Source organism: Pseudomonas sp. P1_C12 (assembly GCF_056406435.1).
Genome location: NZ_JBFUAE010000001.1, coordinates 1 through 23,511 on the forward strand (window position 1 = coordinate 1; position 23,511 = coordinate 23,511).

A 23,511-nucleotide genomic window follows, 5' to 3' on the forward strand; every position below is an offset into this window, starting at 1 on the left:
TTGACCTCGGACGGTTCTTGACCTCGGACGGTTCGAAGATCAGGGACGAGACCTTTTCCGGCAGCGCGTGCAGGCTGAAGCTGGCTTGTTGGCCGAGCAGGCGTTCGGCGGCGATGTCGAGCTGGCTGGAGGTGAACTCGATGTAGTAGCTGAAGGGCTGGCTGAGGTGCTCTTCGCCGTGGAAGGCCAGGACGTCGAGGGGGGCGTCTACCTCGCGGACCCAGAGTGTGTGGCGGCTGTGGTCGAAGAAGGTGCGCGGTGCGTTGAGCATGTTCAGGCCTCCATGGCGGTGTTCGCCGCGCTATCCAGCGTGTTGGTGAATTGCAGGGTGATCCCCTCCTCGTCGCTGTAACCCAGGGTCACGCCATGGGTGCTTTGCCCGGAGGCCTGACGTTGCAACAACTGTTGGCTGAGCACCGGCAGAATCTGCTGGTCAAGCAGGCTGTCGATGTTGCGGGCGCCGGTATCGGGCAACAGGCAGGCGGCGACCAGGGCGTCGTTGAGCGCAGTTTCGATCCGGCAATGCAGTGCGTAGTGACGCTGCAAGCGTTTGCCGACCTGGGCGAGTTTGATGGCGACGATGCCTTTGAGGGCCTCGGCTTGCAGCGGTCGATAGATCAGCGTCTGGAAGCGGGCCAACAAGGCCGGCTGAAAATGCTCGCGCAAAATGGGCCGTAGCAGTTCGTGCAAGGTGCTGTCCGAGGCTTCGGGTTGCTCCTGCAAGAAACCTTGCAACTCATCACTCCCCAGGTTGGAGGTCATGAGAATGACGGTGTTGCGAAAGTCGATTTCACGGCCTTCGCCGTCGCGCATGCAGCCGCGATCGAACACCTGATAAAACAGGTCAAGCACGTCACGATGGGCTTTCTCCACCTCGTCGAGCAGCACGACGCTATAGGGTCGTTGGCGTACGGCCTCGGTGAGCACCCCGCCCTGCCCGTAGCCGACGTAGCCGGGCGGCGAGCCCTTGAGCTGGCTGACGGTATGGGCTTCCTGGTATTCAGAGAGATTGATCGTGATCAGTGACTTTTCGCCACCGAACAGGCTGTCGGCCAGGGCCAGGGCCGATTCGGTCTTGCCGACTCCGCTGGTGCCCACCAGCAGGAACACGCCCAACGGAGTCTTTTCGTCCGTCAGGCCGGTCTTGGCCGCGCGCAGGCGTTGGGCCATGGCACTGAGGGCATGGGTTTGGCCAATCACCCGTTCGCTGAGTTGCTGTTCCAGTTCCAGCAGGTTGGCTTGTTCATCCTTGAGCAGGCTGCCCAGCGGCACGCCGGTCCAGTCGGCGATCACTTCAGCCACGCTGCGCGGGTTTACGTCGAGCAAAAGCAGCGGCTGATTGCCCTGAATCTCACTCAGTTGTCGCTGCAACCGGGAGCAGTGTTCCATCCGTGGTGGTTCGGCCTGGCGTGCGTCGAGCAGCTGTCGGGTCAGTTCGAGCTCGTTCTGGTATTGCCGCACCAGGTCGATTTGTTCCCGCTGCAATTGCGCGTATTGCTGCGCGATCAGGGCGATCCGTTGATCGGAGACGTCGCCGCTCAGTTGCTGATCCTCTTGCCGTGCCTGGCGCTCCAGGTCCAGGGCAGCCATTCGGGCTTTGAGGCGCACCAGCACCTGCGGTTCGCAGTCAAGGCTCATGCGTACCCGTGCGCTGGCGGTGTCGAGCAGATCGACAGCCTTGTCCGGCAACTGGCGACCCGTCAGGTAACGCCGCGACAGGCTGACCGCCGCCTCTACCGCCGCGTCTTCGATGTGCACGCCGTGGTGGCTGGCGTAGCGGGCTTTGAGGCCGCGCAACATGAGGCAGGCACTGGCATCGTCCGGTTCGTCGACCTTGACCCTCTGGAACCGCCGCTCAAGTGCGGCATCGCGCTCAAAGTACTGTTTGTACTCACTCCAGGTGGTGGCCGCGATGGTGCGCAATTCACCGCGAGCCAGGGCCGGCTTGAGCAGATTTGCCGCATCGGCACCTCCGGCCTGGTTGCCGGCACCGATCAGGGTATGGGCTTCGTCGATGAACAGCAGGACCGGAGTTTCTGATTGCTGCACGGCCTCGATAACGTTTTTCAGGCGTTGTTCGAACTCGCCCTTGACCCCGGCTCCCGCTTGCAACAGGCCCAGATCGAGGGTGCGCACGCTGACCGGCTTGAGGCTGTCGGGCACATTGCCCTCGGCGATGCGCAAGGCCAGGCCCTCGACCAGCGCAGTCTTGCCGACCCCCGGTTCCCCCACCAGCAGTGGGTTGTTCTTGCGCCGACGGCTGAGGATGTCGATGACCTGACGGATTTCATCGTCACGCCCGAACACCGGGTCGATGCCGCCCTCCCGGGCCTTGGCGGTCAGGTCCTGGGTGAACTTGTCCAGCACCGCCTTCAATGCATCGCACCGTTGAGCACTCGATGAGTTGTCGAGGATCACCGCCTTGCGATCCAGCGCCTGCTCCTGTTGCAGGTGCGGTCGTTCTTCGGAGTGCTGGTCCAGCAGCGGGAGCAAATGCTGCAATTGCACCGGACCGAGACTGAGCATTGGCCAGGCCGCTTCACAGGCCAACAGTGTCGGGGTCTCCAGCAGCGCACCGAGCAGGTGGGCCGAGCGCAGGCTGTCATTGTCGTCGTCCAGCGATGCACGCAGCCAGGCGTTCTTGATCAATTGCTGTAACTTGCCGCACAGCTGCGGTTTGCCCTGCACGCTGCGCGGCAAGCTGTCGAGATGCTCGAGCAGCCCGTGCCAGAGGGCGTCGATGTCCCATTCGTAACGGCGCGCAATGAGCGTCAGGTCTCCCTCGCCCTGCTCCAGCAGTTTGAGTAGCCAGTGCTCGATGCTGATCTGCCCGTGGGCGCGGCTTTGGCACAGCGATGCCGCCGCGCTCAAGGCCTGGGCGCAGTAAGGATTGAGGCGGCGAAGCAAACGGGTGGAGTGATGGGCCATGCGGGGCGTCCTTGTGCTGAATTCCTGGCGTATTGCCGGTGGTGGGCTTGAAGCTCGATGTGCCGGCTTGAGCGTCTGCTGACAGGCACTCAAGCCGATACGCTCAAGACCAGCAGGCAGCGTTCTGCCTGCTGGTGCTTTCGCGTCAGGCGCTCTGGCGTTCGCTCCAGGAATCGCTGTGGATGATGTTGCCGGCGACGAAGGTCCAGGTGATTTTGTCGTAACGCAGCTCAATCAATTCCAGGTGGTTGTGCTTCTCCTTCGAAGGGTCTTTGACGTCGTGCATTTTTGGCGCGACTTTCACTACCTTGACGTTTTCGAGTTGAGTCACGAAGTACTCGACTTCTTGGCCTGCGTCGTCAATGCGATACCACTTGAACTCGGCGCTCTTGAGGGTCTGGCCAGTGGTCACCGCCTTGTACAGATACGGGCTGGAGGCATCGATTTCCTTGGTGAACAGAAACGGGGCATGGACCCGGGCACCGGTCAACTTGCCGGTGTTGTTGTCGGTGGGGATGTACAGGCTGTGATCCTGGGTCAGCACCTCAATGCTGCCCTCGCGTTTTTGCACGTTCACCGAACCTTTGATGCTCGCGCCGCCGTCATCTTGCAGCCAGAGATAAATGGGAATTGCCATGTGAAGCTCCTTTTCCAAAAACATGAATGCCGCGTAACGCGACTGGGGTTGTCAGCCCGGTATGGTTGGGGGCTGCGAGCAAGCCCCCGCTTCCGGTACCAGGCGGATATCGACTCGACGGTTGGCAGTGCGCCCCGCCTCGGTGTCATTGCTGGCGATCGGCTGCCTGGCGCCGAAGCCCTGAACAGCAAAACAACTGTCGGGGAGATCGCCCATGCGTTGCATCCAGTCCCGCACCGCCGCCGCGCGAGTCCGGGACAGCAGAAGGTTTTGCGCGTCATTGCCCGACGCATCGGTATGCCCGGCGATGACGATCAGCCATCCCGGCTGAGCCTTGATGTCCACCAGGGCATTGATCAGCACTTTGGTTGACTCTGGCTTGAGCGCGGCGCTGCCGCTGTTGAAAAGAGACAAGCTGTCCAGACGTACCGCTTTGGCGACTTTTACCGCGAGCGGCGCTGACGGCGGGGGGCGGTGACTGGCAATCGCCGTCAGCACCGGCGCACGCAATCGTTCGCCGCGATACAGGCCCAGACCCAACTTCAGCGGAGCACCATGACGGTAATAGTTGTCCAGACGCTCAGCGTGCCGGCGAAGCGTCGTCAATGCCGCTTCGCGCTGGACAATCCCGGTCTGGTCGAAAGGGGCCGGTGGCACCATGGAGGTGTAGCGACGCAGGTCATCGGTGACCTGACGCGCCAGCAACGTGTTCTGCCAGGCCGAACTGGCCAAGGCAATCACAGTCGCGGCCACAAACAGCCACAGCGCAATCACCCCCGCCCGGCGTATCGGCGTTCGCTGGATACGGATGGGCAGCAATTGCAGCAACGGGTCAGGGAATGGCAGTGGCGCCATGCCTGCGGTCTTTACCTGCCGGTCGACTGACAACGACAGCTTGTCGCTCAGCCATTGTTGCCAGAGGTTCCCCGACACGGTCTGAGGCAACACCGGCACCAGCGTGATGGCGATGGCCACTGCGGGACCTATCGAATGGCGGCGGTCGCGCGCGGCCAGGTCCGGCAGTACCGCCTCCTCCAGCCAGGCCGCAACGCTGCTCATTTGAACGCTGGCATGCATGCGCGCCATACGCGTGACATCGTCCACTGCCAACTGCTGCCAATCGACCAGGCTGGCATGCATCCCGGCCTCACGGACCTCGGGGTTGGTCTGACCCGCCTCCCAACTGAACCAGGCCCCCTCGCCCTGCGAAGCTTGCAGGTAACTGACCAGCAACATCGGCAATGGAATCCCGCGTTTGCGAACCAAGGCAATCTGATGACAAAAAGCCCGCACCTGTCCTGCCAGCACGGCGCGGTCGCCATGCTCGCCCGGGTTGGAAACGAACATGACAGCAAGCTGCCCGCCCCATGCTGGTCGACGGGCCAATACGCCATCTATCAGCTCCGGCAGTTGCATCAGATCTGGCACCCGCAGGTAGCAACCTTGCCCGGTCTTGCGCAACGCCAGCGAATCATCGGCAACTGGGCCGAACAGACCGTCCAGGCCATCACCACAGACCAACACCACCGGCTGACAACAATCCGCCGGTGGCAGCGTCAGGTTAGCGGCCAGCATCAGTGACCCGGCTTGACGCTTGGCCCGCCACCCGATCCTGATCCAGACCGTAATGGCAACGCACACTACGAGCAAAACCGCCGTTGCACGTGTCCAGGCCGTCAGCGGGATGATGGCTAGCAATGCCAGGACAAGCGTGCCGGCCCAAAGCCAGAGGAGTCGATTGAGTTTGTACGTCATCGGCTACTCACGCCTGGCCTGGCTGGAGGTTGGCGATGACGCCACCCAACAGGTGATCGAGTCCCAGCCAGATCCCCATGAGCAACAACCCCGCCAACACTACATTGGCCAGCGGGGAGCGCTGCCAACGCCAGCTGCCGGATCGGTAGCCGATGCCCGCTTGGGTCGCTAACCCATGGTTGAGCTGCAGTGGCGGAACCTGCGCATTCAACGCTGCCAGCAGTTGCAGACGATCAGGATCATTCAACTCGCGATAGCGGCCGCGAAAGCCCAGCATCATTACCCGCTGGAATGCCGTCAGCACCTGCCGATCCGGTGCGGGCTCGCGCAGCACTTCGCGCATGTCTTCATACAGAAACTCACCGGCCTGGTGACGGCTGAAGAATTTCGCCTGCAAGGGTTCGCTGACCCAGGAAGCATGATCTTTGCCCTCGGCATGGCCGAGCACGGTTTCATCGAGCAACGCGCATTGGGCGTAACTGATGTAATCGATGCTGCGCCGACTCAAACCGGCCTGTTCAAGAGACTGGCGAACGTATTCGATCTGGTCGGCACAACGTGACCACAGCCCCGGGCTGTCTTGCGCTGATCCAGGCTGGCGCAGTTCAACTACCAGCAGGTAGCTGTCCTGCAACAGGACGTCGATATTCACCGGTGAGCGGGTTTGCTTTTCGGTTTTTCCGTTCATGTGCGCAACACCGCAAACAGTTCAAGCTTGACCTCGACCAGTGTGCTCGGCACATACAGTGCGCAGACCCCCGCGGCCAGCATCGCCAGCCCCTTGGCATGATTGAGATCAAGGGCGAAGTATTGATTTTCCAGTCGCAGCGGAATCGCGGCGGGCACATGGCTGAGCGACTGCATGGGCACACCGTCCAGCGCAGCATTGATCAACTGATCCACCTCATCCGGCGTACCGATCTTGCACAGTCGAGGAAACTGGCTCTGCAACTGCGCGGCCGACAGGCGACAACGCACTGACAGATAGAAGTCCGCGCCGCCAGGCTCACACAAGCGGGCATCGTTGAGACTGACTTGCCAGCGGTTGGCGCCCGTTTCCTGCAACTCCAGGGCGATGACCCGGGACGGAAGGCTGGCTTCCAGCAAGGTGGAAATCGTGCTCATCAACGGCGGGAAGACGGATTCCAGGTGTTCGTGCCGATAGGCAGGAATCTGCTCGATGTCATGTTCCAGCGAAAAGGTCAGCAGGCTTCCGGCCAGTCTGGCCAGTTCCAGATAGACCTGTTCGGGATGGCGCCCCGGATGCGCCTTGAGGTCGGCCAACACGGGTTGATAGCTGTTCAAGGCATTGAGCAGCCAGAACAACGACACATCGGCCACCGCAAAGTCCGCCATGCGCTGATTACTCTCGCGCCGCATGCCCATAAGCCGTTGACGCTTGGCAGCCAACTGGGTCAACAGGTTGTCCAGTTGGGTGAGCAATCCCGGGTGAGCAGCAAAGCTTAGCAACGGCGGTACGTAGCCCGGGTCGAGTATCCAGCCACCCTGCCCGTCGCGTGTCAGGCGGGCAATCGGGCAAGTCAGGTAATCGGCGTTGTCATCGTTTTCCAGGCGCAAGCTCAAGGCGTGCTCCAGCACCCCGATTGATTGCACCTCATCGGCGAACACGTCTTGAACCTTGCGCCAGGCCTGGCGATAGCGCATCGGTCGATCGGCCCTGCCCCCGTCGAACAGGCAGTTGTTGCCATTGCCCTGTTCCAGCGGCAACGCCAGCAATAGCGTGACGTTCTGACTGTCATCAGGCAGCTGCCGAGCCAACTCCAGTGCAGGAGGCAGGCGATCGACATGATCGGTATCGACCAGGGTGCCGTCGGCCATGCGCAAGTGCAGCCTGGTTAGTTTGAGTTTGCCCAGGCGCAGCGCCTGCAGATCAACTTCCACTGCTTGTACACCCCAGGGGTGTACCAACGACAGGTGCGCAAGGCACTCATTGGTCCAGGCTTCCCAGCGCGCCTGCTGCTGGAATTGCTGCGGAGACAGCAACGCCCCCGCGGCCCACAAGGGGCGGTCGATCTTCATGACATTCGTTCCCTACGAAATGACTTGGGCTTGAACAGACTCAGGCTTTGGCCTTGGGCATCTGCGAAACCAGTGACAGGTTGACGTCCATGCCTTCCACCTGAAAGTGCGGCACGGCGTACAACTTGACGCGGAAAAAGCCGGGGTTGTCGTCGATGTCTTCCACCGTCACCTTCGCCTCACGCAGCGGGTGCGAAGCCTGCAAATCGTCGCTTGGGTCGGTCATTTCGGTGACCAGCCCACCGATCCACTTGTTGAGCTCAAGCTCCAGCAAGCGACGATCCTTGGTGGTTCCGATGTTCTCGCGCTGGATCATCTTCAAGTAGTGAGCGATGCGCGACAGGAGGAATATGTACGGCAAACGCGAGTTGATACGGCTGTTTGCGGTGGCGTCGGCGGTGTCGTACAGGGCGGGTTTCTGGCTGGAGTTGGCTGAGAAAAAACACGCGTAGTCGCGATTCTTGTAGTACGACAAAGGAATGAAACCGAGGTTGGCGAATTCAAATTCACGCGTCTCGGGAATCATCACCTCCGAGGGGATTTTCACCTGATTGCCGGTGCCCAGGTCGTACAGATGAATCGGCAGGCCGGTGACCGCGCCACCCGACTGTGGGCCACGGATCTGCACGCACCAGCCGTTGCTGATGAAGCTCTTGACCATGTTCGCGGCAAAAGCGAACGAGGCGTTGGCCCACAGGTACTTGTCGTGGTCCGGCCCCTTGACGCTTTCGATGTAGTTGAAGCTGCGCACCGCAATGGTGTCAGGACCGTAAGGCAGACGACCGAGCACCCGCGGCATGGTCAGGCCGATGTAACGGGCATCGTCACTGTCGCGAAAGGCTTTCCACTTGATGTATTCGGCGCGGTCAAAGTAGTTGCCGATGTCCTTGATCGCAGCCACTTCTTCCATCGATTCCTTGCCGAAAAAAGCCGGTCCGACAGAACCAATGAACGGCATGTGTGCTGCCGCCGCCACCTTGGAAACATTACGCAGCAAGGCAACATCCTGAGGGCTGCGGTCGAATTCATAATTGGAAATGGCTGCAGCGATCGGTTCGCCACCCGGCGTGTCGTATTCCTGGATGTAGGTATGGAAATACAACCCGCTCTGGGCGATTTCCGGTGCGTCGTCGAAGTCCTGGATCAAATGATCCTTGCTGATATCCAGCAACTCGATGCGAACGTTGCGGCGGAAATCGGTTTGGTCGATCAGCGATTTCAAGCCCCGCCAGGTCGACTCGACGCGCTGGAAGTCTGGATGGTGCATGACGGCATCGAGCTGGCGACTGATCTGCTCGTCCAACGATGCAATGTGCTCATCGAGCAGTGCCTTGTCCAGACGCTCGACTTTATGTGAAGACTGCTTGAGCAAGTTCAGGAAAACGCTGACGGCAGCGGTCACGCGCTCATCGGTAGAGGCCTCGGACAATGCTTCATTGTCCTGAAAGGCGTCGAAACCGGCCAATTCTTCTACTGGACTCAGATTGATCTTGCTGAACAAAGCGCTATATATACCCTGGCTTTCTTCAGACAACACTGTATCGCCACGCGATTGCGCGGAAGAATGTTCAACGGACATTTAGAGTTTTCCTATGAAGCGAACCGATGGATAATTAACGAACTTCTTTTGGAGCCAGGGCTGCCAGTTCGGCACGCAGTTCGTCACTCAGGGCATCATCCTTGAGGATGCGCTCCAACTCGTGCCGAAAGGTCGCGTTGTCCAGCAGGTTCGACTTGAGATCGCGCAGCAGGTTGCGCATGGCCAACAGTGCACGCAGCTGTGGAATCTGCCGCGCCACCTGTTCCGGCTCAAAGTCTTTCATGGCCCGAAAACTCAATTCCACAGAGGTGTCGCAGTGGTCATTGACCAGCGTATTTTCCACTGCCAGCTTCAGGCCTGGGGAATACTCGGACAAAACGCTGTCGAAATTATTCTTGTCAATGTTCATTTTGTTTCTTGCGGACAGCGGGCGCTGCTCCTTACCGTTGCTGTAGTCGCCCATCACCATCAACTTCAGTGGCAACTCGACTTTTTTCTGTGCTCCGCCCGTGTGCAAATCGAGCTTGATATTAACTCGAGCCTTGGGCACTTCGTTTTGAAAACTACTTGCAGTCATCATTCCTCCTGACACCCGCGCAACAGTAAGAACCATCACGAAGATAAATAAGACTGGAATTCAGAACGGCGATCAACTCTATACGCAGAGTTGCCATCCACAGCCCTTAAATTCCTTTTAATACATAGAAGCCGTAACCCGGAGAGACAATTATTGTCTCCCCGTTGATAAACGATGAAGCATCTGAAGTTAATTCTCCATCCCCCTGTGGCACTTTCGGAGATTTCCCACAGTGTCAATCAACAAAAGAGAAGTTAATTTGTAGGACGAGAACAAGGTAATCAAACCTGGTTACGCCAAAATACATTTTTTGCTACGAGTAATGGATCTCACTCAAGTTGATCGACACCAGCAACGACTCCTTGTTGGCCTACCCATCGGTCTTGCGTCGGCGTCGGCTTCGACGTAGTCATAAACCAGTTGGGCAGCGGGCATCAAAGACAGCACACCGATTCAATATTCCCGGTTCGATCTACGTAACCATGACGTCCTCACTCACCCCGTAAGGACCCTGTCATGGCCATTGCAAAAGCAGCCCCCGGCAAAACCCTGCTGACCCCGACCGACCACACCCTGATCATGATCGACCACCAGTCGCAGATGTCCTTCGCGACCAAGTCGATCGACGCCGTGACCCTGCGCAACAACGCCGCACTGGTGGCCAAGGCAGCCCGTGGCTTCAAGGTCTCGACCATCCTCACCACCGTCGCCGAGAAGAGTTTTTCCGGGCCGATCTTCGACGAAATCAAGGCTGTGTTCCCGGAACACAACGTCATCGATCGCACCAGCATGAACACCTGGGAAGACGAACGCATTGCCGTGCAAGTCAATGCCATCGGTAAGCAGAAGATTGTCCTCGCCGGCTTATGGACGTCCGTTTGCATCGTCGGCCCGGCGTTGTCGGCGATTGACCAGGGTTTCGAGGTGTATGTGATTGCCGACGCCTGTGGCGACGTCAGCACCGAAGCCCATGAAATGGCCATGCAGCGCATGATCCAGATCGGCGCCCGGCCGATGACCTCGCTGCAATACCTGCTGGAACTGCAACGTGACTGGGCGCGCGGCGAGACCTACGACGAAACGGTGAAAACCTCGATTGCCAACGGCGGTGCCTACGGTCTGGGCCTGATCTACGCCAAGACCATGTTTGGTGCATCCGAAGGCCATTAAGGTCCATTGAAAAACCAGCGCCTGCGGGCGGACTCCTGTAGGAGCGAGCTTGCTCGCGATGGTCGTTAACGATAACGCGTGTTTACCGACTGAACGCGGCGCTATTGAGACCATCGCGAGCAAGCTCGCTCCTACAGTGAATCATCGCAGTCGCTACCCCCTGTGGTGAGCCATTGATGACTCTCTTCCCGCAAGACTTCAGGGTGACGATTGCCCTGTGCTTCTGCCTGTTCGCTACCCACACACTGGCGGATGAATCGGCGCAAGGCGCAGAAGGATTTTTCGACGCAGCGACGCTTGGCGTACTCAGCCGCAACTTCTATCTGAACAGCGACTATCGATCCCCCTCGCCGACCGGCAAGAGCTACAAAGCCGAATGGGCTCAAGGTTTTATCGGCGCTTTTGCATCCGGTTTCACACCGGGCACGGTCGGCTTCGGCCTCGATGCCCATGCCTTTCTGGGATTGAAACTCGATGGCGGCAAGGGCCATTCCGGGACCGGATTGCTGCCGGTGGGCAGTGACGGCCGCAGCGAAAGCGACTACTCCAGCGGTGGCGGCGCGATCAAGTTCAAGGCCTCGAAAACCACCCTGGCGTTTGGCGAAATGGAGGTCGAATCCCCGGTGTTCGACACCGCAGACAAACGCCTGCAGCCGGAGTACGCCACAGGTTTTCTGCTCAACAGCCGCGAAATCGACGGCATGAACCTGCAAGCCGGCCACTTCACGGCATTCAAGAATCAGGACAGTGCTTCAGGCAAGGGCAACTTTTTCGGTTATGGCGCCAACACCGAGGCCGGCGGCATTTCGTTTGTCGGCGCCGACCTGTTTACCCAGAACCCGGTCGGCGGCGCCCTGTACGCCTCGGAGTTGACCGACACCTGGCACCAGTACTACGGCAACCTGCACTTCAAGCAGTCCGGCGTGTTCCTCGACGCCAACCTCTATCACACCCGGGACACCGGTCAGGCGCTGGCCGGTGCCATCGACAATACGGCGTACAGCCTGTCCGGCCGATACACGCTGGGCGCCCATGGTTTCACCCTGGCCTATCAGAAAATCAACGGTGATACGCCGTTCGATTTTGTCGGTGGCGACTCCATCTACCTGGCCAACTCGATCAAGTACGCCGACTTCAACGGCGCCCGCGAACGCTCCTGGCAGGTTCGCTACGACCTGGACCTGGCCACCTTCGCGATACCCGGCCTGAAGTTCATGACCCGTTACGTCACCGGCGACCAGATCGACGGCACCCATGCGCCACAAGGCGGGGCCTACAACCCGTTCGACCCGGCGACCGGTACCTTCGTGCCGCAACAAGGTGACGGGGGCAAGCACTGGGAGCGGGACATTGATTTGAAGTACATCGTCCAAACGGGTGCGGCAAAGGACCTGTCGGTGCAGGTGTCGCACGTTTCGCACCGGGCCAATGAGGCGCAGGCGGGTGATGACATAGACCGGATATATGTAGTGATTCAGTACCCGCTGGGGTTCTGAGCAAAGCAATCGGCAATGTCTGGAGTGCATTCAATTGTTGGAGCGGGCTTGTCGGATCGCCGCACCGCCGCGAAGGGGCCGTTAGCTTCAACATCAATGTTGACTGATACTCCGCTTTCGCAAGCAAGCTCGCTCCTACACAGATTTCGCTTAACTGACTGGCATTAGGGCTTGCCGCAAAGCTGCAAAGCTGCAAATTCTGTTCGGACTGGATGGATCGCAATAGAGCTCGCCTGCTCGATACCGCACCAATAGTATGATTGGTAGCACGCAGTCGACCATCTCCGTGGAGGCCCGATCATGGGAACCGTACGAAAAACCATCACTGTGACTGACCAGCAAGACAACTGGATCAAAGCGCAGATAGAAGCAGGCCATTACACCAACGACAGCGAATATATTCGCGATCTGATCCGACGTGAACAGGAGCGCAGCGCTGAACTCGAAACGATCCGTGCCGCCCTTTGGGAAGGTGAATCCAGCGGAAAACCTCGCCCATTCGATCCCGTTGCATTCAAACAGAGAATGTTAACCGCGCATGGCTGACGCGAGCAGGCTCGCTCCCACAAGGGATTGGGTTGAGTCAGAAAGTTTGGGGTTGATTGGCGGAAGGCAGCCGGAGTCGAACCTGCCCGGGAACGGATGCCGTCCCCAACCGGGTTTGAAGCCCGGCCGCGCCACCGGGCGCGATTGCCTTCCTTGAATTCTTGCCGCTGAATCATGCCCCTGAATCAGTGCTCATTGCGCCAGGCCAACGCACTGTCCAGGCGAATCTGCCGTCGATCGCCAAAGCGTCGTGTCAGGCCGATACGGTCGAAGTACTCCAGGATCTGAATGCTGCGCTTGCGCCCCAGGCCCACCGCATCCCGAAATGCTGCCACCTGAATCACCGGGTTGGCGTCCGCCAGTTGCAACAGCATAGCCGCCAATTGGCGAATCATGCTGTCGGTATAAAACAGATCGCGCACCACCTGGTGCATCAAGCCCAGGCGCGCCATTTTGCGCAGCAAATCGCGCACGTCCGCTTCCTCATGCCCCAGGTCGCGCACCCACGGCGGGTCGAAGCCGGCCTGTTCGAAAAACGGCTGCAAGTGCAGCCACAGGGTTTCGTCCGTTTCGCTCAAGCGCACCTGATGCCCGGGCAGATGCAACCACGGACCGCTGCTGGCGATGTCGCCGCTGGCCAGTAACTCGTCGAGCAGGCTGATAAACGTCGAGCGCTCCAGCGCGCTGCCGGTGAATCGACGCAGGCGATCCCGGTCCGGCCCCATCTGATCCGGTTCGAGCAGATGGAAACGCGCGAGCTGATCCACCAAAGGCGCTTTCAAGGATTCCCAACGACTGGCACTAAACAGCAACGCGCCTTGACGGGTGTCGATCAAGCGCACGTCAGCGGGCAACACCCAACTGCTGCGCGGTCGGTTGAACTGCCGTTCCAGGCGCTGCGGATCGATCCCGCTGTCGCTATGGGCCAGCAATGCCGGCAATACATCTTCCAGCGTTGCGCTGTTCGCCAGCGCGACCAGCTGCGCCAACCGTTCGGGGCTGCGGCGTTGCCGGGTGGGTGCAAATGGATCGAGCACCCGGCCGCCACCCAGCGTACGTTGGGCACTTTGATCGCGCAGGACCAGCGGATCGCCTCTCACCGCATGCACCGGCGTATTGAGCAACAGTTGCGCAATCATCCGCCCACCGGGCGCCAGGCTGGTGCCTTCGAGCAAGGCGACTCGACCGATGACGTCCTGGGTGCCGAGGTGCACGTGCACCGGTTGAAAGTGCTCGAAGGCGCGGGATTCGCCAGGGAGTAACTGCATGTCGATGTCCAGGCGCTGTGTCGGTGCGTACAAGCCGGCGGACAGCAGCCAGTGGCCGCGATGGATGTGCTCCAGGGCCAGCCGTTCGGCACTCAGGTTCAACGCCACGCGCTGGCCGGCAATGGCGTGGTCGGTGGCCTGGTTTTGCGCGTGCAGGCCGCGAATGCGCACCGGTTTGCCTTGTGGCCCCAAAAGCAGGGTATCGCCCACCGCGACCTGGCCGGACAGCGCCGTACCGGTCACCACGATACCGGCCCCGGCCACGCTGAAGGCCCGATCGATCGCCAGGCGAAAACCACCTTCGGTGCTGCGTTGCGACACTTCACGCTGGGCATCGAGCAACGCCTGGCGCAAGGTGTCGATGCCATCAAAGGTCACGCTCGACAGCGCCATCAGCGGCACATCGGCATACGGCCCGGGCGCCAGTAATGCGCCCACCTGCTCGCGAACAGCCTGCACCCGGGCACCATCGACCCGGTCGCATTTAGTGATGGCCACCAGCGCCCGGGGAATGCCCAGCAACTCGACAATCGCCAGATGCTCGCGGGTCTGCGGCATCACCCCGTCATCGGCGGCCACTACCAACAACACCAGATCGATGCCCTGCGCCCCGGCGAGCATGTTGTGGGTGAAGCGCTCATGCCCGGGAACATCGATGAAACCGGTCAGGCCCGCTCCCGGCTCCAGCGCGGCATACAGGTAGCCGAGGTCGATGGTCATACCGCGCTCGCGCTCTTCCCGGCGCCGGTCACCCGCCTGACCGGTCAGCGCCTGGAGCAGCGCGGTTTTGCCATGGTCGATGTGCCCTGCGGTGCCGACAATCACCCTGTCCGGCCCTCCACTTGTAATTGATCGAGCTGCGTCAGCCATGCCGGCTCGTCGTCCAGTTGCCGCAGGTCCAGCCACAGGGCGTCATCGTCAATGCGCCCGAGAACCGCAATCGGTAAACCGCGCAAAGCCTCCTCAAGACTCAGCAAGGATCGCCCGCGCAAACGCTTCGAGGTGAGTGGTCGCACACACAGCGCCGCACTGGCCAGCCGTGCCACCGGTTGGCTGCCGCTGCCGATCATGCCCAGTGCCGGCATGGCACTGACGCTCCAGCCCTCACCCAGCACCTGGGCCAGCGCTGGCCGCAATCGCTCGGCCTGGGCGAGGATATCGGCCTGTGGCCGGGTCAACAGGCGCAGGCTCGGCAAGCGCTCGGCGAGTCGGTCCGGGTTGCGGTACAAAGCCAACACCGCTTCCAGCGCAGCGAGGGTCATTTTGTCGACCCGCAGCGCACGCTTGAGCGGGTTTTTCTTGATCCTGGCGATCAATTCCTTGCGGCCGACGATAAGCCCGGCTTGCGGCCCGCCAAGCAGTTTGTCGCCACTGAAGGTAACGATGTCCGCGCCATCGAGCAGCGCCTGGCGTACCGTCGGTTCGGCGGGCAAGCCCCAGCGGGTCAGGTCCAGCAGGCTGCCGCTGCCGAGGTCTTCAAGCAACGGCAGTCCATGTTGGTGGGCAATTTGCGCCAGTTCAGCCGTCGCCACACGCGTGGTGAAGCCTTGAATGCTGTAGTTGCTCGCATGCACGCGCATGATCAAACCGCTGCGCGGGCCAATGGCGGCCTCGTAGTCGCGGGCATGGGTGCGGTTGGTGGTGCCGACCTCAACCAGCTTCACCCCGGCGCGGGCCATGATGTCGGGAATGCGGAAAGCGCCGCCGATTTCAATCAATTCGCCCCGGGAAATAATTCCCTCCTTGCGCGCGCCCAGGCTGTTGAGGGTCAGCAGTACCGCAGCGGCATTGTTGTTGACCACGGTCACCGCTTCGGCGCCGGTCAGTTCGCGGATCAAGCCTTCGATCAGGTCGTCGCGATCTCCTCGCTTGCCGCTGCGCAGGTCAAATTCCAGGTTGAGCGGATAGCGCGCGGCCATTTGCACCGCCTCGATCGCTTCCTCGGGCAACAGCGCCCGCCCGAGGTTGGTGTGCAAGACCGTGCCGGTGAGGTTGAATACCCGGCGCACCTGGCTGCGATGCTGGGTCGCCAATCGTTCGCCGACCCTGCCCGCCAACACTTCGGCGCCGACTTCTACAGGTTCGAGCAAACCCTGCTGCACCCCTTCGCGCAACTCATCCAGCAAAAGCCGCAAGGTACTCAGCAAGGCGTCGCGTCCATAGCGCTCGGCCAACGGCAGGCACGCCGGGTGCCGCAACAAACTGTCGATGGAAGGTAGACGCAGGGGTTGGCTGGCACCGCGTGCAGACATCTGGCGCTCCTGAAAACGAATGACCCTCGCGCCAGAGTGTAGACGCTGCGCTTATTCGTCTCCCGGAGCCAGCAGCAGATTCGGTGCCAAACGCTGATAACCGTCCTGGGCCAGGCGCATGTCGAGCATCAGGCTGGACAGGTCCGCCGACAGCGCTTCGGCGTCCGCATCGTTCTCCAGATAGAGCAACTTCAGATAACAGTTACAACCGGGGCAGATTTCGGCGCGCAACGGCGCCTGGTTGGCGGCATGGCGATCATCTTCAAGGCTGAGGTATTCCAGGCCCTTGCTCTGCTCGCAATACACGCACTTGACCCGCACCACATGCCACTCGCAAGCGCACAGCGAACAGACCAGATAACGCAAACCGTTGTGCTTGCCGCGATGGCGGATGACCCCGGCCATGGCCGGCGAGCCACAGGCCGGACACTGGCTGAGGCTGTCGCCGGCGGTCAGTGCCAAGTTCGGTGTACTCAACAGCCAATGACTCCAGGCCGTTTGCAGCGCCGCACCGAGAAACGGCACCAACGCTGCCGGCACCAGCGAATACTGGCCGCTGATCAATGCCACCGCCCAGGCGCGGCGTTGCCCGGCACCGGCCAGGCGCAAGGTGTCCACGGCATCGGCCACGGCGGATTGTGACGGTGCGCTGTAGCGCTGCAACAAGGCATCGAGGTAAAGCTGCCAATCGTCTTCGCGCGCCAGGCTGTCGGCCGCGAACGGCGGCAAGCCGTGTTGCTGGCACAATTCGATGCGTTGTCGGTCGAGGGGTTCGCTTGAGGGCGGGTCGTCCAGCACCTGTTGCTGCACCCGGCACAACCCGGCGATCAGGCGCAGGTAATCGGCCAGCGGGTGCCCTTCGGCCAGGGTTTCCAGGCGCTGGGCGCGCAGGCTGAACAGGTTATGCGGTGGCATATACAGAAACGGCGGCGAACTGGCCGCCGCTTCGATTTCTCCAGGTTCGAGGATGGTTGGCAAATGTCAGCCCTTTTTGGTGATCGGTCGCTTGGGAGCTTCGTCGCGGGTCTCATCTTGAGTCACTTGGCGATACCAGAGTTCGTGGTGTTTCCTGGCCCAGCCGCGGCTGACCCAGCCGTGCACCATGGCGCTGACCGAGCCCTTGATCCAGATGCCGGCATAGATGTGCACGATGATGCTCAGGATCAGCACGAAAGCGGCCAACGCATGCAGCAACATCGCCCAGCGTATCGCGGTGATGCCGAAATACTCGCTGAAGTACGCACGCCAGATCACCAGCCCGCTGAACAACAGCACCAGCATGCACAGCAGTAAAGTCCAGAACAGCAGCTTCTGCCCGGGGTTGTATTTGCCGATGGGAGGGACGCCCTCCTCTTCATTTTTCATCACCCGGTCGATGCGCTTGAGCCACAGGCGATCATTGGCGATGAAGTAGTTGGCGCGCCAGAAGCGAATCACCAGGCCGAGGAACAGCAGGAACATCAGCACGCCCATGAACGGATGCAGAATGCGCGTCCATGGCCCGCCGCCGAACAGGTTGCTCAGCCAGAACAGCGCCGGGTGGAACAGCGCCAGCCCGGACAGCCCGGCCATCAGGAACAGAATCGCCACCAGCCAGTGATTGGTGCGCTGGTTGCTGGTGTAGCGCAGGATCGTCTTGTTGCTCATGGCCTGCCCTCCCCACGGGGATCGAACGTATGCACCGACGGATCGACTTCGTGCACGGTGTTGTCCGGCGGTTCCGGATGCTCATCCTCTTCGACGATTTGCGGGCCGACACGTACGTAGTGGAAGAACCCGGCCAGCACCGCTACGCCCATGGCCAGCAGCGCCAACGGTTTGCTCACGCCTTTCCACAGCCCTATCAACGGACTGATCGCCGGGTGATCGGGCAAACCGGCGTACAGTCTTGGCGTATCGGCGTGGTGCAGCACGTACATCACGTGGGTGCCGCCGACGCCTTCAGGGTCATACAGACCGGCGTTTTCAAAGCCACGGCTTTTGAGATCAACGATACGCTCGGCGGCATGTTCCTTCATGTCGTCCTTGGAGCCGAACACGATGGCACCGGTCGGGCAGGTTTTCACGCAGGCCGGTTCCAGCCCTACCGCCACCCGGTCCGAGCACAAGGTGCATTTGTAGGCCTTGTGATCCTTTTGCGAGATCCGTGGAATGTTGAACGGACACCCGGTAATGCAGTAGCCGCAGCCAATGCAGTGGTCCTGATCGAAATCGACGATGCCGTTGGCGTGCTTGATGATCGCCCCCGGGCTGGGGCATGCCGCCAGGCAACCGGGCTCGGCGCAGTGCATGCAGCCGTCCTTGCGGATCAGCCATTCCAGGTTGCCGGCGTCGGTCTCGTGCTCGGTGAAGCGCATCAAGGTCCAGGTTTCTGCGGTGAGGTCCTGCGGGTTGTCGTAGGTGCCATGGTTGTGACCGACCTCGTCACGCAGCTCGTTCCATTCCGAGCAGGCAACCTGGCAGGCCTTGCAGCCGATGCATTTGGTGGTGTCGATCAGCTTGGCGACTTCCTCCATGCCGCGCACCGAGGGCGCAGGTGTGGTGGTGGCCGAACGGGCGATGATGTCTTGGCTGGCCATTTAGACTTTCTCCACGTTGACCAGGAATGACTTGGATTCCGGGGTCTGGGTGTTGCCATCGCCGAGGAACGGCACCAGGGTGTTGGTCAGGTAACCGTGCCGCGTGAGCCCGGTGAACCCCCAGTGCAACGGAATACCGATCTGGTGCACCACCTGATTGTTGACCTGCAACGGACGAATCCGCTTGGTCACCACCGCCACCGCTTCGATGAAGCCACGCTTGCTGCTGACCCGTACCCGATCGCCGGCGACGATGCCTTTTTCCTTGGCCAGCACTTCACCGATCTCGACGAATTGCTCCGGCTGGGCAATCGCGTTGAGCTTGCAATGCTTGCTCCAGAAGTGGAAATGCTCGGTCAGCCGGTAACTGGTGGCGGCGTACGGGTAATCCTTGGCCACGCCGAGGGAATCCCACACCGAATCGAAGATCCGCGCCGCCGGGTTGCTGGTGGCTTTCTTGTTTTGCGGGTGCAGCGGGTTGATGCCGATCGGTGTCTCGAACGGCTCATAGTGCTCGGGGAACGGGCCTTCGTTCATCTTGTCGACGGCGAAGAATCGCGCCACCCCTTCGGGGTTCATGATGAACGGGTTCATCCCGGCTTCCGGCGGCACGTCGGCCTTGTAGTCCGGCACATCGGTGCCGGCCCAGGCTTTGCCATTCCACCACACCAGGCGTTTTTTCGGATCCCACGGTTTGCCTTGCAGGTCTGCCGAAGCGCGGTTGTAGAGAATCCGCCGGTTGGCCGGCCAGGCCCATGCCCAGCCTTGGTGTTGATGCATGCCGTAAGGGTCGGCATTGTCGCGGCGGGCCATCTGGTTGCCGAGCTCGGTCCAACTGCCGCAGAAAATCCAGCAGCCGGACGCCGTGCTGCCGTCGTCCTTGAGCTGGCCGAACCCGGCCAGTTGCGCATTGGCCTTGATCGCCGCCCCCGTGGCGTCGGTGAAGTCGGTGGTGGCGGAGCCGTTGATTTCCTTGGCCAGCTCTTCCGGCGAAGGTTCGTCGGGGATCTTGTACGGCCACGACAATTTGAGCAGCGGGTCGGGAAATTTGCCGCCATTGGCCTGATAACGCTGACGCAGACGCACGAACAGTTCGCTCATGATCCGGATGTCGGTCTGCGCTTCGCCCGGCCCATCGGCGCCCTTCCAGTGCCATTGCAGCCAGCGACTGCTGTTGACCAGCGAGCCGTCCTCCTCGGCAAAACAGGTGGTGGGCAGGCGAATCACTTCGGTCTGGATGTCGGCGCTCTTCACATCGTTGTACACCCCGACGTTGCGCCAGAATTCCGAGGTTTCGGTGGCCAACGGGTCCATCACCACCAGCCACTTCAGTTTGGCCAGTGCCGCGGTCACCCTGTGTTTGTCCGGCAGCGCGGCAATCGGGTTGAAGCCCTGGCACAGGTAGCCGTTGACCTTGCCCTGGCCCATCAGATCAAACACCTTGAGGATGTCGTATTGGGGAATGTCCAGTTTCGGCAAGTAGTCGTAAGCCCAGTTGTTCTCGACCGTGGCATTGGCGCCGTACCAGGCTTTCATCAGGCTGACGTGGAACTTGCCGTAGTTCTGCCAGTAGGACAGTTGCCCCGGGCGCAACGGTTTTTGCGTGCGCTTGACGATGTAGGCGTTGTAGTCCTGTTCGGCATCGCCGGGTAGCGAGAGGTAGCCCGGCAGTGAGTTGGACAACAAGCCCAGATCGGTCAGCCCCTGGATGTTGGAGTGCCCGCGCAAGGCGTTCACGCCCCCGCCCGGCATGCCGACGTTACCCAGCAACAGTTGCACCATCGCCGCGCTGCGAATCATCTGCGCGCCAATCGAGTGCTGGGTCCAGCCCAGCGCATAGAGAATGGTCATGGTCTTGCCCGGCGTCGAGCAAGTGGCGATTTCCTCCCAGATTTTCTGCATGGCATCGACCGGCATGCCGCAGATCTGGCTCGACAGCTCCCTGGTGTAACGGCTGTAATGCTGCTTCATCAGTTGATAGACGCAGCGCGGGTCCTGCAGGGTCGGGTCGACCTTGGCAAAGCCGTCTTCACCGAGCTCATAGCCCCAGCCGGATTTATCGGTGTAGAGGCGCTTGGCCGCATCGTATCCGCTGAAAATACCGTCCTCGAAGCCATAACCGGCTTTGACGATGAACGACACGTCGGTGTAGTTGCGCACGTATTCGTGCTGGATCTTGTCCTCGGTCAGCAGGTAATTGATCAGCCCGCCCATGAAGGCGATGTCGGTGCCGGTACGGATCGGCGCGTAATAGTCGGCCACCGAGGCGGTCCGGGTAAAACGCGGGTCGACCACGATCAGCCGCGCCTTGTTGTGCGCCTTGGCTTCGGTCACCCATTTGAAGCCGCACGGGTGCGCTTCTGCTGCGTTGCCGCCCATCACCAGAACCAGATTCGCGTTGGCGATATCGGTCCAGTGGTTGGTCATGGCACCACGGCCGTACGTCGGGGCAAGACTTGCCACCGTCGGACCGTGTCAGACACGCGCCTGGTTATCAAACCCCAGCATGCCGAGACTGCGAACCACCTTGTGGGTGATGTAGCCGGCTTCGTTGGACGCCGCCGATGCTGCGAGGAAACCGGTGGTCAGCCAGCGGTTCACCGTTTGGCCTTGGGCGTTCTTCTCGATGAAGTTGGCGTCGCGGTCGGCCTTCAGCAGGTCGGCGACTCTATCCAGTGCTTCATCCCAGGAGATGCGGGTCCATTCGGTGCTGCCGGGTTTGCGCACCTGCGGGTATTGCAGGCGTCCGGGGCTGTGAATGAAGTCCAGCAGGCCCGCGCCTTTGGGGCAAAGGGTGCCGCGGTTGACCGGGTGGTCGGCGTCACCTTCGATGTGGATGATGTTTTGCGTGACATTCTTCGCCGTATCACCCTGGCTGTACATGATCAAGCCGCAACCGACCGAGCAATACGGGCAGGTGTTGCGGGTTTCATGGGTGTGGGCGAGCTTGAAGTGACGCACCTGTTCGGCAAAGGCAATTGTCGGGGCCATGCCCAACGCGCCCAGGCTAGAGCCTGCAAGGCCGATACCGGCGACCTTGAAGAACTGACGACGGCTGAGATCCATCGTGCACTCCTGATCAGGTGGAACCCGGTACATGGCCGGGCCTTTTTGAACAACCACGGTCGCGGCAGTCTGGCTGCCGACACTACAAACTGTAGTCAACCGGTTGGCGTTCTGTGTAAAAACCGACCGTCGGGTAAATCCAGCGGGCCGTGAAGATCCTTGTAGGAGCGAGCTTGCTCGCGAAGGTGTGTCAGTTGACATCACCGTATCTGACACACCTTCGCGAGCAAGCTCGCTCCTACAGTAAGTTGGCGCTTATCATAGGTGCATGTTCAACCCCGCCTTCACGAGATCCCGCATGACTTTCGATTTTGATCAGGTGTTCGACCGTCACAACACCGGCAGTACCAAATGGAGCCGCTACCCGGCCGATGTGTTGCCGATGTGGGTTGCCGACATGGATTTCGCCGCGCCGCCGGTGATCATCCAGGCCCTGCAAAAACGACTGGAACACCCGATGGTCGGTTACAGCGTGGCCCAGGACGACCTGCGCGAGGCGATCGTTGCCGACCTCTGGAGCAAATACGCCTGGCGCGTCGAACCCCAGGAGCTGATCTTCCTGCCGGGCGTCGAGTCGGGCTTCAACATGGCATTGAAGGCCCTGGTGCAGGCGCCACAGAACGTCGTTGTGCAGGTGCCGAACTACCCGCCGCTGCGTCACGCCCCCGGGCACTGGGGCCTGAACAAGGTCGAGCTGAATTTCGATGCGCAAGCCGATGGCACCTACACCACGCCGCTGGATACCCTGAGCCAGTCGCTGCAAGGTGGCGGCGCACTGCTGCTGAGCAACCCGCATAACCCGCTGGGCAAGGCCTTCCCCCGCGCAGAGCTGCAAGCCATTGCCGACATTTGCCTTGAGCATGACGCCTGGATCATTTCCGACGAGATCCACGCCGATTTGTGCTTCGACGGCCGCGCGCACATTCCGCTGGCGACCCTGAGCCCGCAAGTGGCCCAGCGCACCATCACGCTGATGTCGGCGAGCAAGGCCTACAACATCGCAGGTCTCAAGACCTCATTCATGATCATCCAGGACCGTCACCTGCGCGAGAAGGTCAACCACGCCCGTTGCGGCATGGTCGACAGCGTCAATCCGCTGGGCATGGAGGCCACCCGCGTCGCCTACAGCGAAGCCGCGCCATGGCTGGCCGAGCTGAAGGTCTATCTGCAGGGCAACCGCGACTTCCTCGCTGAGGCCGTGCACACCCGCCTGCCGGGCATCAGCATGAACCTGCCGCAAAGCACCTATCTGGCGTGGCTCGACTGCTCGGCACTGGGGCTGGACGACCCACAGCAGTTCTTCCTTGAACAGGCCAAAGTTGGTTTGAGCGCGGGCCTGGACTTTGGCGATGACTGCAAGCAATTCGTGCGCCTGAACTTCGGTTGCCCACGGTCGCTGCTGGAAGAAGGCATTGCGCGGATGGAGCGCAGCTTGCGCCATCTCAAGGCCTGATCCGCCCCTCAGCAACATCGAAGATCCCTGTAGGAGCGAGCTTGCTCCGGGCGGCGATCCGACGATGGCGTCGTGTCAGCCAGCATCAATATCGACTGTGCCGACGCCATCGCGGGCAAGTCGGATCGCCGCACCGCCGCTCCTACAGGTAATTATTGAACCGACCCAAGCCTGCGATGCTCAACAACCTATAGCCCTGCACTG

The 23,511-nt window shown here is 60.8% G+C and carries 17 protein-coding genes, 1 tRNA gene and 1 pseudogene; 4 read left to right on the forward strand and 15 right to left on the reverse strand.

Translation table 11 applies throughout. The features are described 5' to 3' along the window. From AC1D19_RS00005 to tssB, 8 genes and pseudogenes are all read right to left on the reverse strand, one after another. A pseudogene (locus AC1D19_RS00005) lies at nucleotides 1-271 on the reverse strand (type VI secretion system tip protein VgrG); the annotation flags it as partial. A 2-nt stretch (nucleotides 272-273) separates the two neighbouring features. Beyond that, nucleotides 274-2,928: a type VI secretion system ATPase TssH gene (gene tssH / locus AC1D19_RS00010; RefSeq protein ID WP_477761888.1), complete on the reverse strand. Its 2,655-nt coding sequence runs from the start codon at nucleotides 2,926-2,928 to the stop codon at nucleotides 274-276. Between the two features lie 145 nt (nucleotides 2,929-3,073). Then, nucleotides 3,074-3,565 (reverse strand): Hcp family type VI secretion system effector, encoded by a 492-nt coding sequence (locus tag AC1D19_RS00015; protein WP_477761889.1) that lies wholly within the window; start codon nucleotides 3,563-3,565, stop codon nucleotides 3,074-3,076. A 51-nt stretch (nucleotides 3,566-3,616) separates the two neighbouring features. Further along, entirely contained in the window at nucleotides 3,617-5,320 is a 1,704-nt protein-coding gene (locus tag AC1D19_RS00020) for an OmpA family protein (RefSeq protein WP_477761890.1), read from the reverse strand. A 7-nt stretch (nucleotides 5,321-5,327) separates the two neighbouring features. Further along, a complete protein-coding gene (tssL, locus tag AC1D19_RS00025; protein WP_477761891.1) occupies nucleotides 5,328-6,008 on the reverse strand; it encodes a type VI secretion system protein TssL, short form in 681 nt (226 codons plus the stop codon). After that, the gene (gene tssK / locus AC1D19_RS00030; RefSeq protein ID WP_477761892.1) at nucleotides 6,005-7,360 is read right to left on the reverse strand and encodes a type VI secretion system baseplate subunit TssK; all 1,356 of its coding nucleotides are present in this window, start codon (nucleotides 7,358-7,360) and stop codon (nucleotides 6,005-6,007) included. Before tssK ends, tssL begins: the two co-directional genes overlap by 4 nt. 40 nt (nucleotides 7,361-7,400) lie before the next feature. Next, complete coding sequence (tssC, locus tag AC1D19_RS00035; protein WP_477761893.1) at nucleotides 7,401-8,939, reverse strand: type VI secretion system contractile sheath large subunit; 1,539 nt, start codon at nucleotides 8,937-8,939, stop codon at nucleotides 7,401-7,403. A gap of 34 nt (nucleotides 8,940-8,973) precedes the next feature. Further along, complete coding sequence (gene tssB / locus AC1D19_RS00040; RefSeq protein WP_477754799.1) at nucleotides 8,974-9,477, reverse strand: type VI secretion system contractile sheath small subunit; 504 nt, start codon at nucleotides 9,475-9,477, stop codon at nucleotides 8,974-8,976. A gap of 516 nt (nucleotides 9,478-9,993) precedes the next feature. Here tssB and AC1D19_RS00045 point away from each other — a divergent pair. From AC1D19_RS00045 to AC1D19_RS00055, 3 genes are all read left to right on the forward strand, one after another. Continuing rightward, nucleotides 9,994-10,647 carry a hydrolase gene (locus AC1D19_RS00045; RefSeq protein ID WP_477754798.1) on the forward strand — a complete coding sequence of 218 codons (654 nt, stop codon included), beginning with the start codon at nucleotides 9,994-9,996 and terminating at the stop codon, nucleotides 10,645-10,647. Between the two features lie 176 nt (nucleotides 10,648-10,823). After that, nucleotides 10,824-12,143: an OprD family porin gene (locus AC1D19_RS00050; RefSeq protein WP_477761894.1), complete on the forward strand. Its 1,320-nt coding sequence runs from the start codon at nucleotides 10,824-10,826 to the stop codon at nucleotides 12,141-12,143. 300 nt (nucleotides 12,144-12,443) lie between these two features. After that, nucleotides 12,444-12,689, forward strand: a complete 246-nt coding sequence (locus AC1D19_RS00055) for a type II toxin-antitoxin system ParD family antitoxin (protein WP_477754796.1) — start codon at nucleotides 12,444-12,446, stop codon at nucleotides 12,687-12,689. A 57-nt stretch (nucleotides 12,690-12,746) separates the two neighbouring features. Here AC1D19_RS00055 and AC1D19_RS00060 read toward each other — a convergent pair. The 7 genes from AC1D19_RS00060 to fdnG all read right to left on the reverse strand — a co-directional run bounded on the left by AC1D19_RS00060 (nucleotide 12,747) and on the right by fdnG (nucleotide 21,854). After that, nucleotides 12,747-12,842 (reverse strand) — tRNA-Sec (locus AC1D19_RS00060). A gap of 32 nt (nucleotides 12,843-12,874) precedes the next feature. Then, the gene (gene selB, locus AC1D19_RS00065; RefSeq protein WP_477762330.1) at nucleotides 12,875-14,782 is read right to left on the reverse strand and encodes a selenocysteine-specific translation elongation factor; all 1,908 of its coding nucleotides are present in this window, start codon (nucleotides 14,780-14,782) and stop codon (nucleotides 12,875-12,877) included. Continuing rightward, nucleotides 14,779-16,209 (reverse strand): L-seryl-tRNA(Sec) selenium transferase, encoded by a 1,431-nt coding sequence (gene selA, locus AC1D19_RS00070; RefSeq protein ID WP_477761895.1) that lies wholly within the window; start codon nucleotides 16,207-16,209, stop codon nucleotides 14,779-14,781. Before selA ends, selB begins: the two co-directional genes overlap by 4 nt. A gap of 51 nt (nucleotides 16,210-16,260) precedes the next feature. After that, the gene (fdhE, locus tag AC1D19_RS00075; protein WP_477761896.1) at nucleotides 16,261-17,187 is read right to left on the reverse strand and encodes a formate dehydrogenase accessory protein FdhE; all 927 of its coding nucleotides are present in this window, start codon (nucleotides 17,185-17,187) and stop codon (nucleotides 16,261-16,263) included. Nucleotides 17,188-17,190: 3 nt separating this feature from the next. Continuing rightward, nucleotides 17,191-17,856, reverse strand: a complete 666-nt coding sequence (locus tag AC1D19_RS00080) for a formate dehydrogenase subunit gamma (protein WP_477761897.1) — start codon at nucleotides 17,854-17,856, stop codon at nucleotides 17,191-17,193. Continuing rightward, complete coding sequence (gene fdxH, locus AC1D19_RS00085; RefSeq protein ID WP_477761898.1) at nucleotides 17,853-18,788, reverse strand: formate dehydrogenase subunit beta; 936 nt, start codon at nucleotides 18,786-18,788, stop codon at nucleotides 17,853-17,855. Before fdxH ends, AC1D19_RS00080 begins: the two co-directional genes overlap by 4 nt. Next, complete coding sequence (gene fdnG / locus AC1D19_RS00090) at nucleotides 18,789-21,854, reverse strand: formate dehydrogenase-N subunit alpha (protein ID WP_477761899.1); 3,066 nt, start codon at nucleotides 21,852-21,854, stop codon at nucleotides 18,789-18,791. Nucleotides 21,855-22,152: 298 nt separating this feature from the next. Here fdnG and AC1D19_RS00095 point away from each other — a divergent pair, with 298 nt between their 5' ends. Next, nucleotides 22,153-23,307, forward strand: a complete 1,155-nt coding sequence (locus AC1D19_RS00095; RefSeq protein WP_477761900.1) for a MalY/PatB family protein — start codon at nucleotides 22,153-22,155, stop codon at nucleotides 23,305-23,307. Nucleotides 23,308-23,511 lie beyond the last annotated feature (204 nt).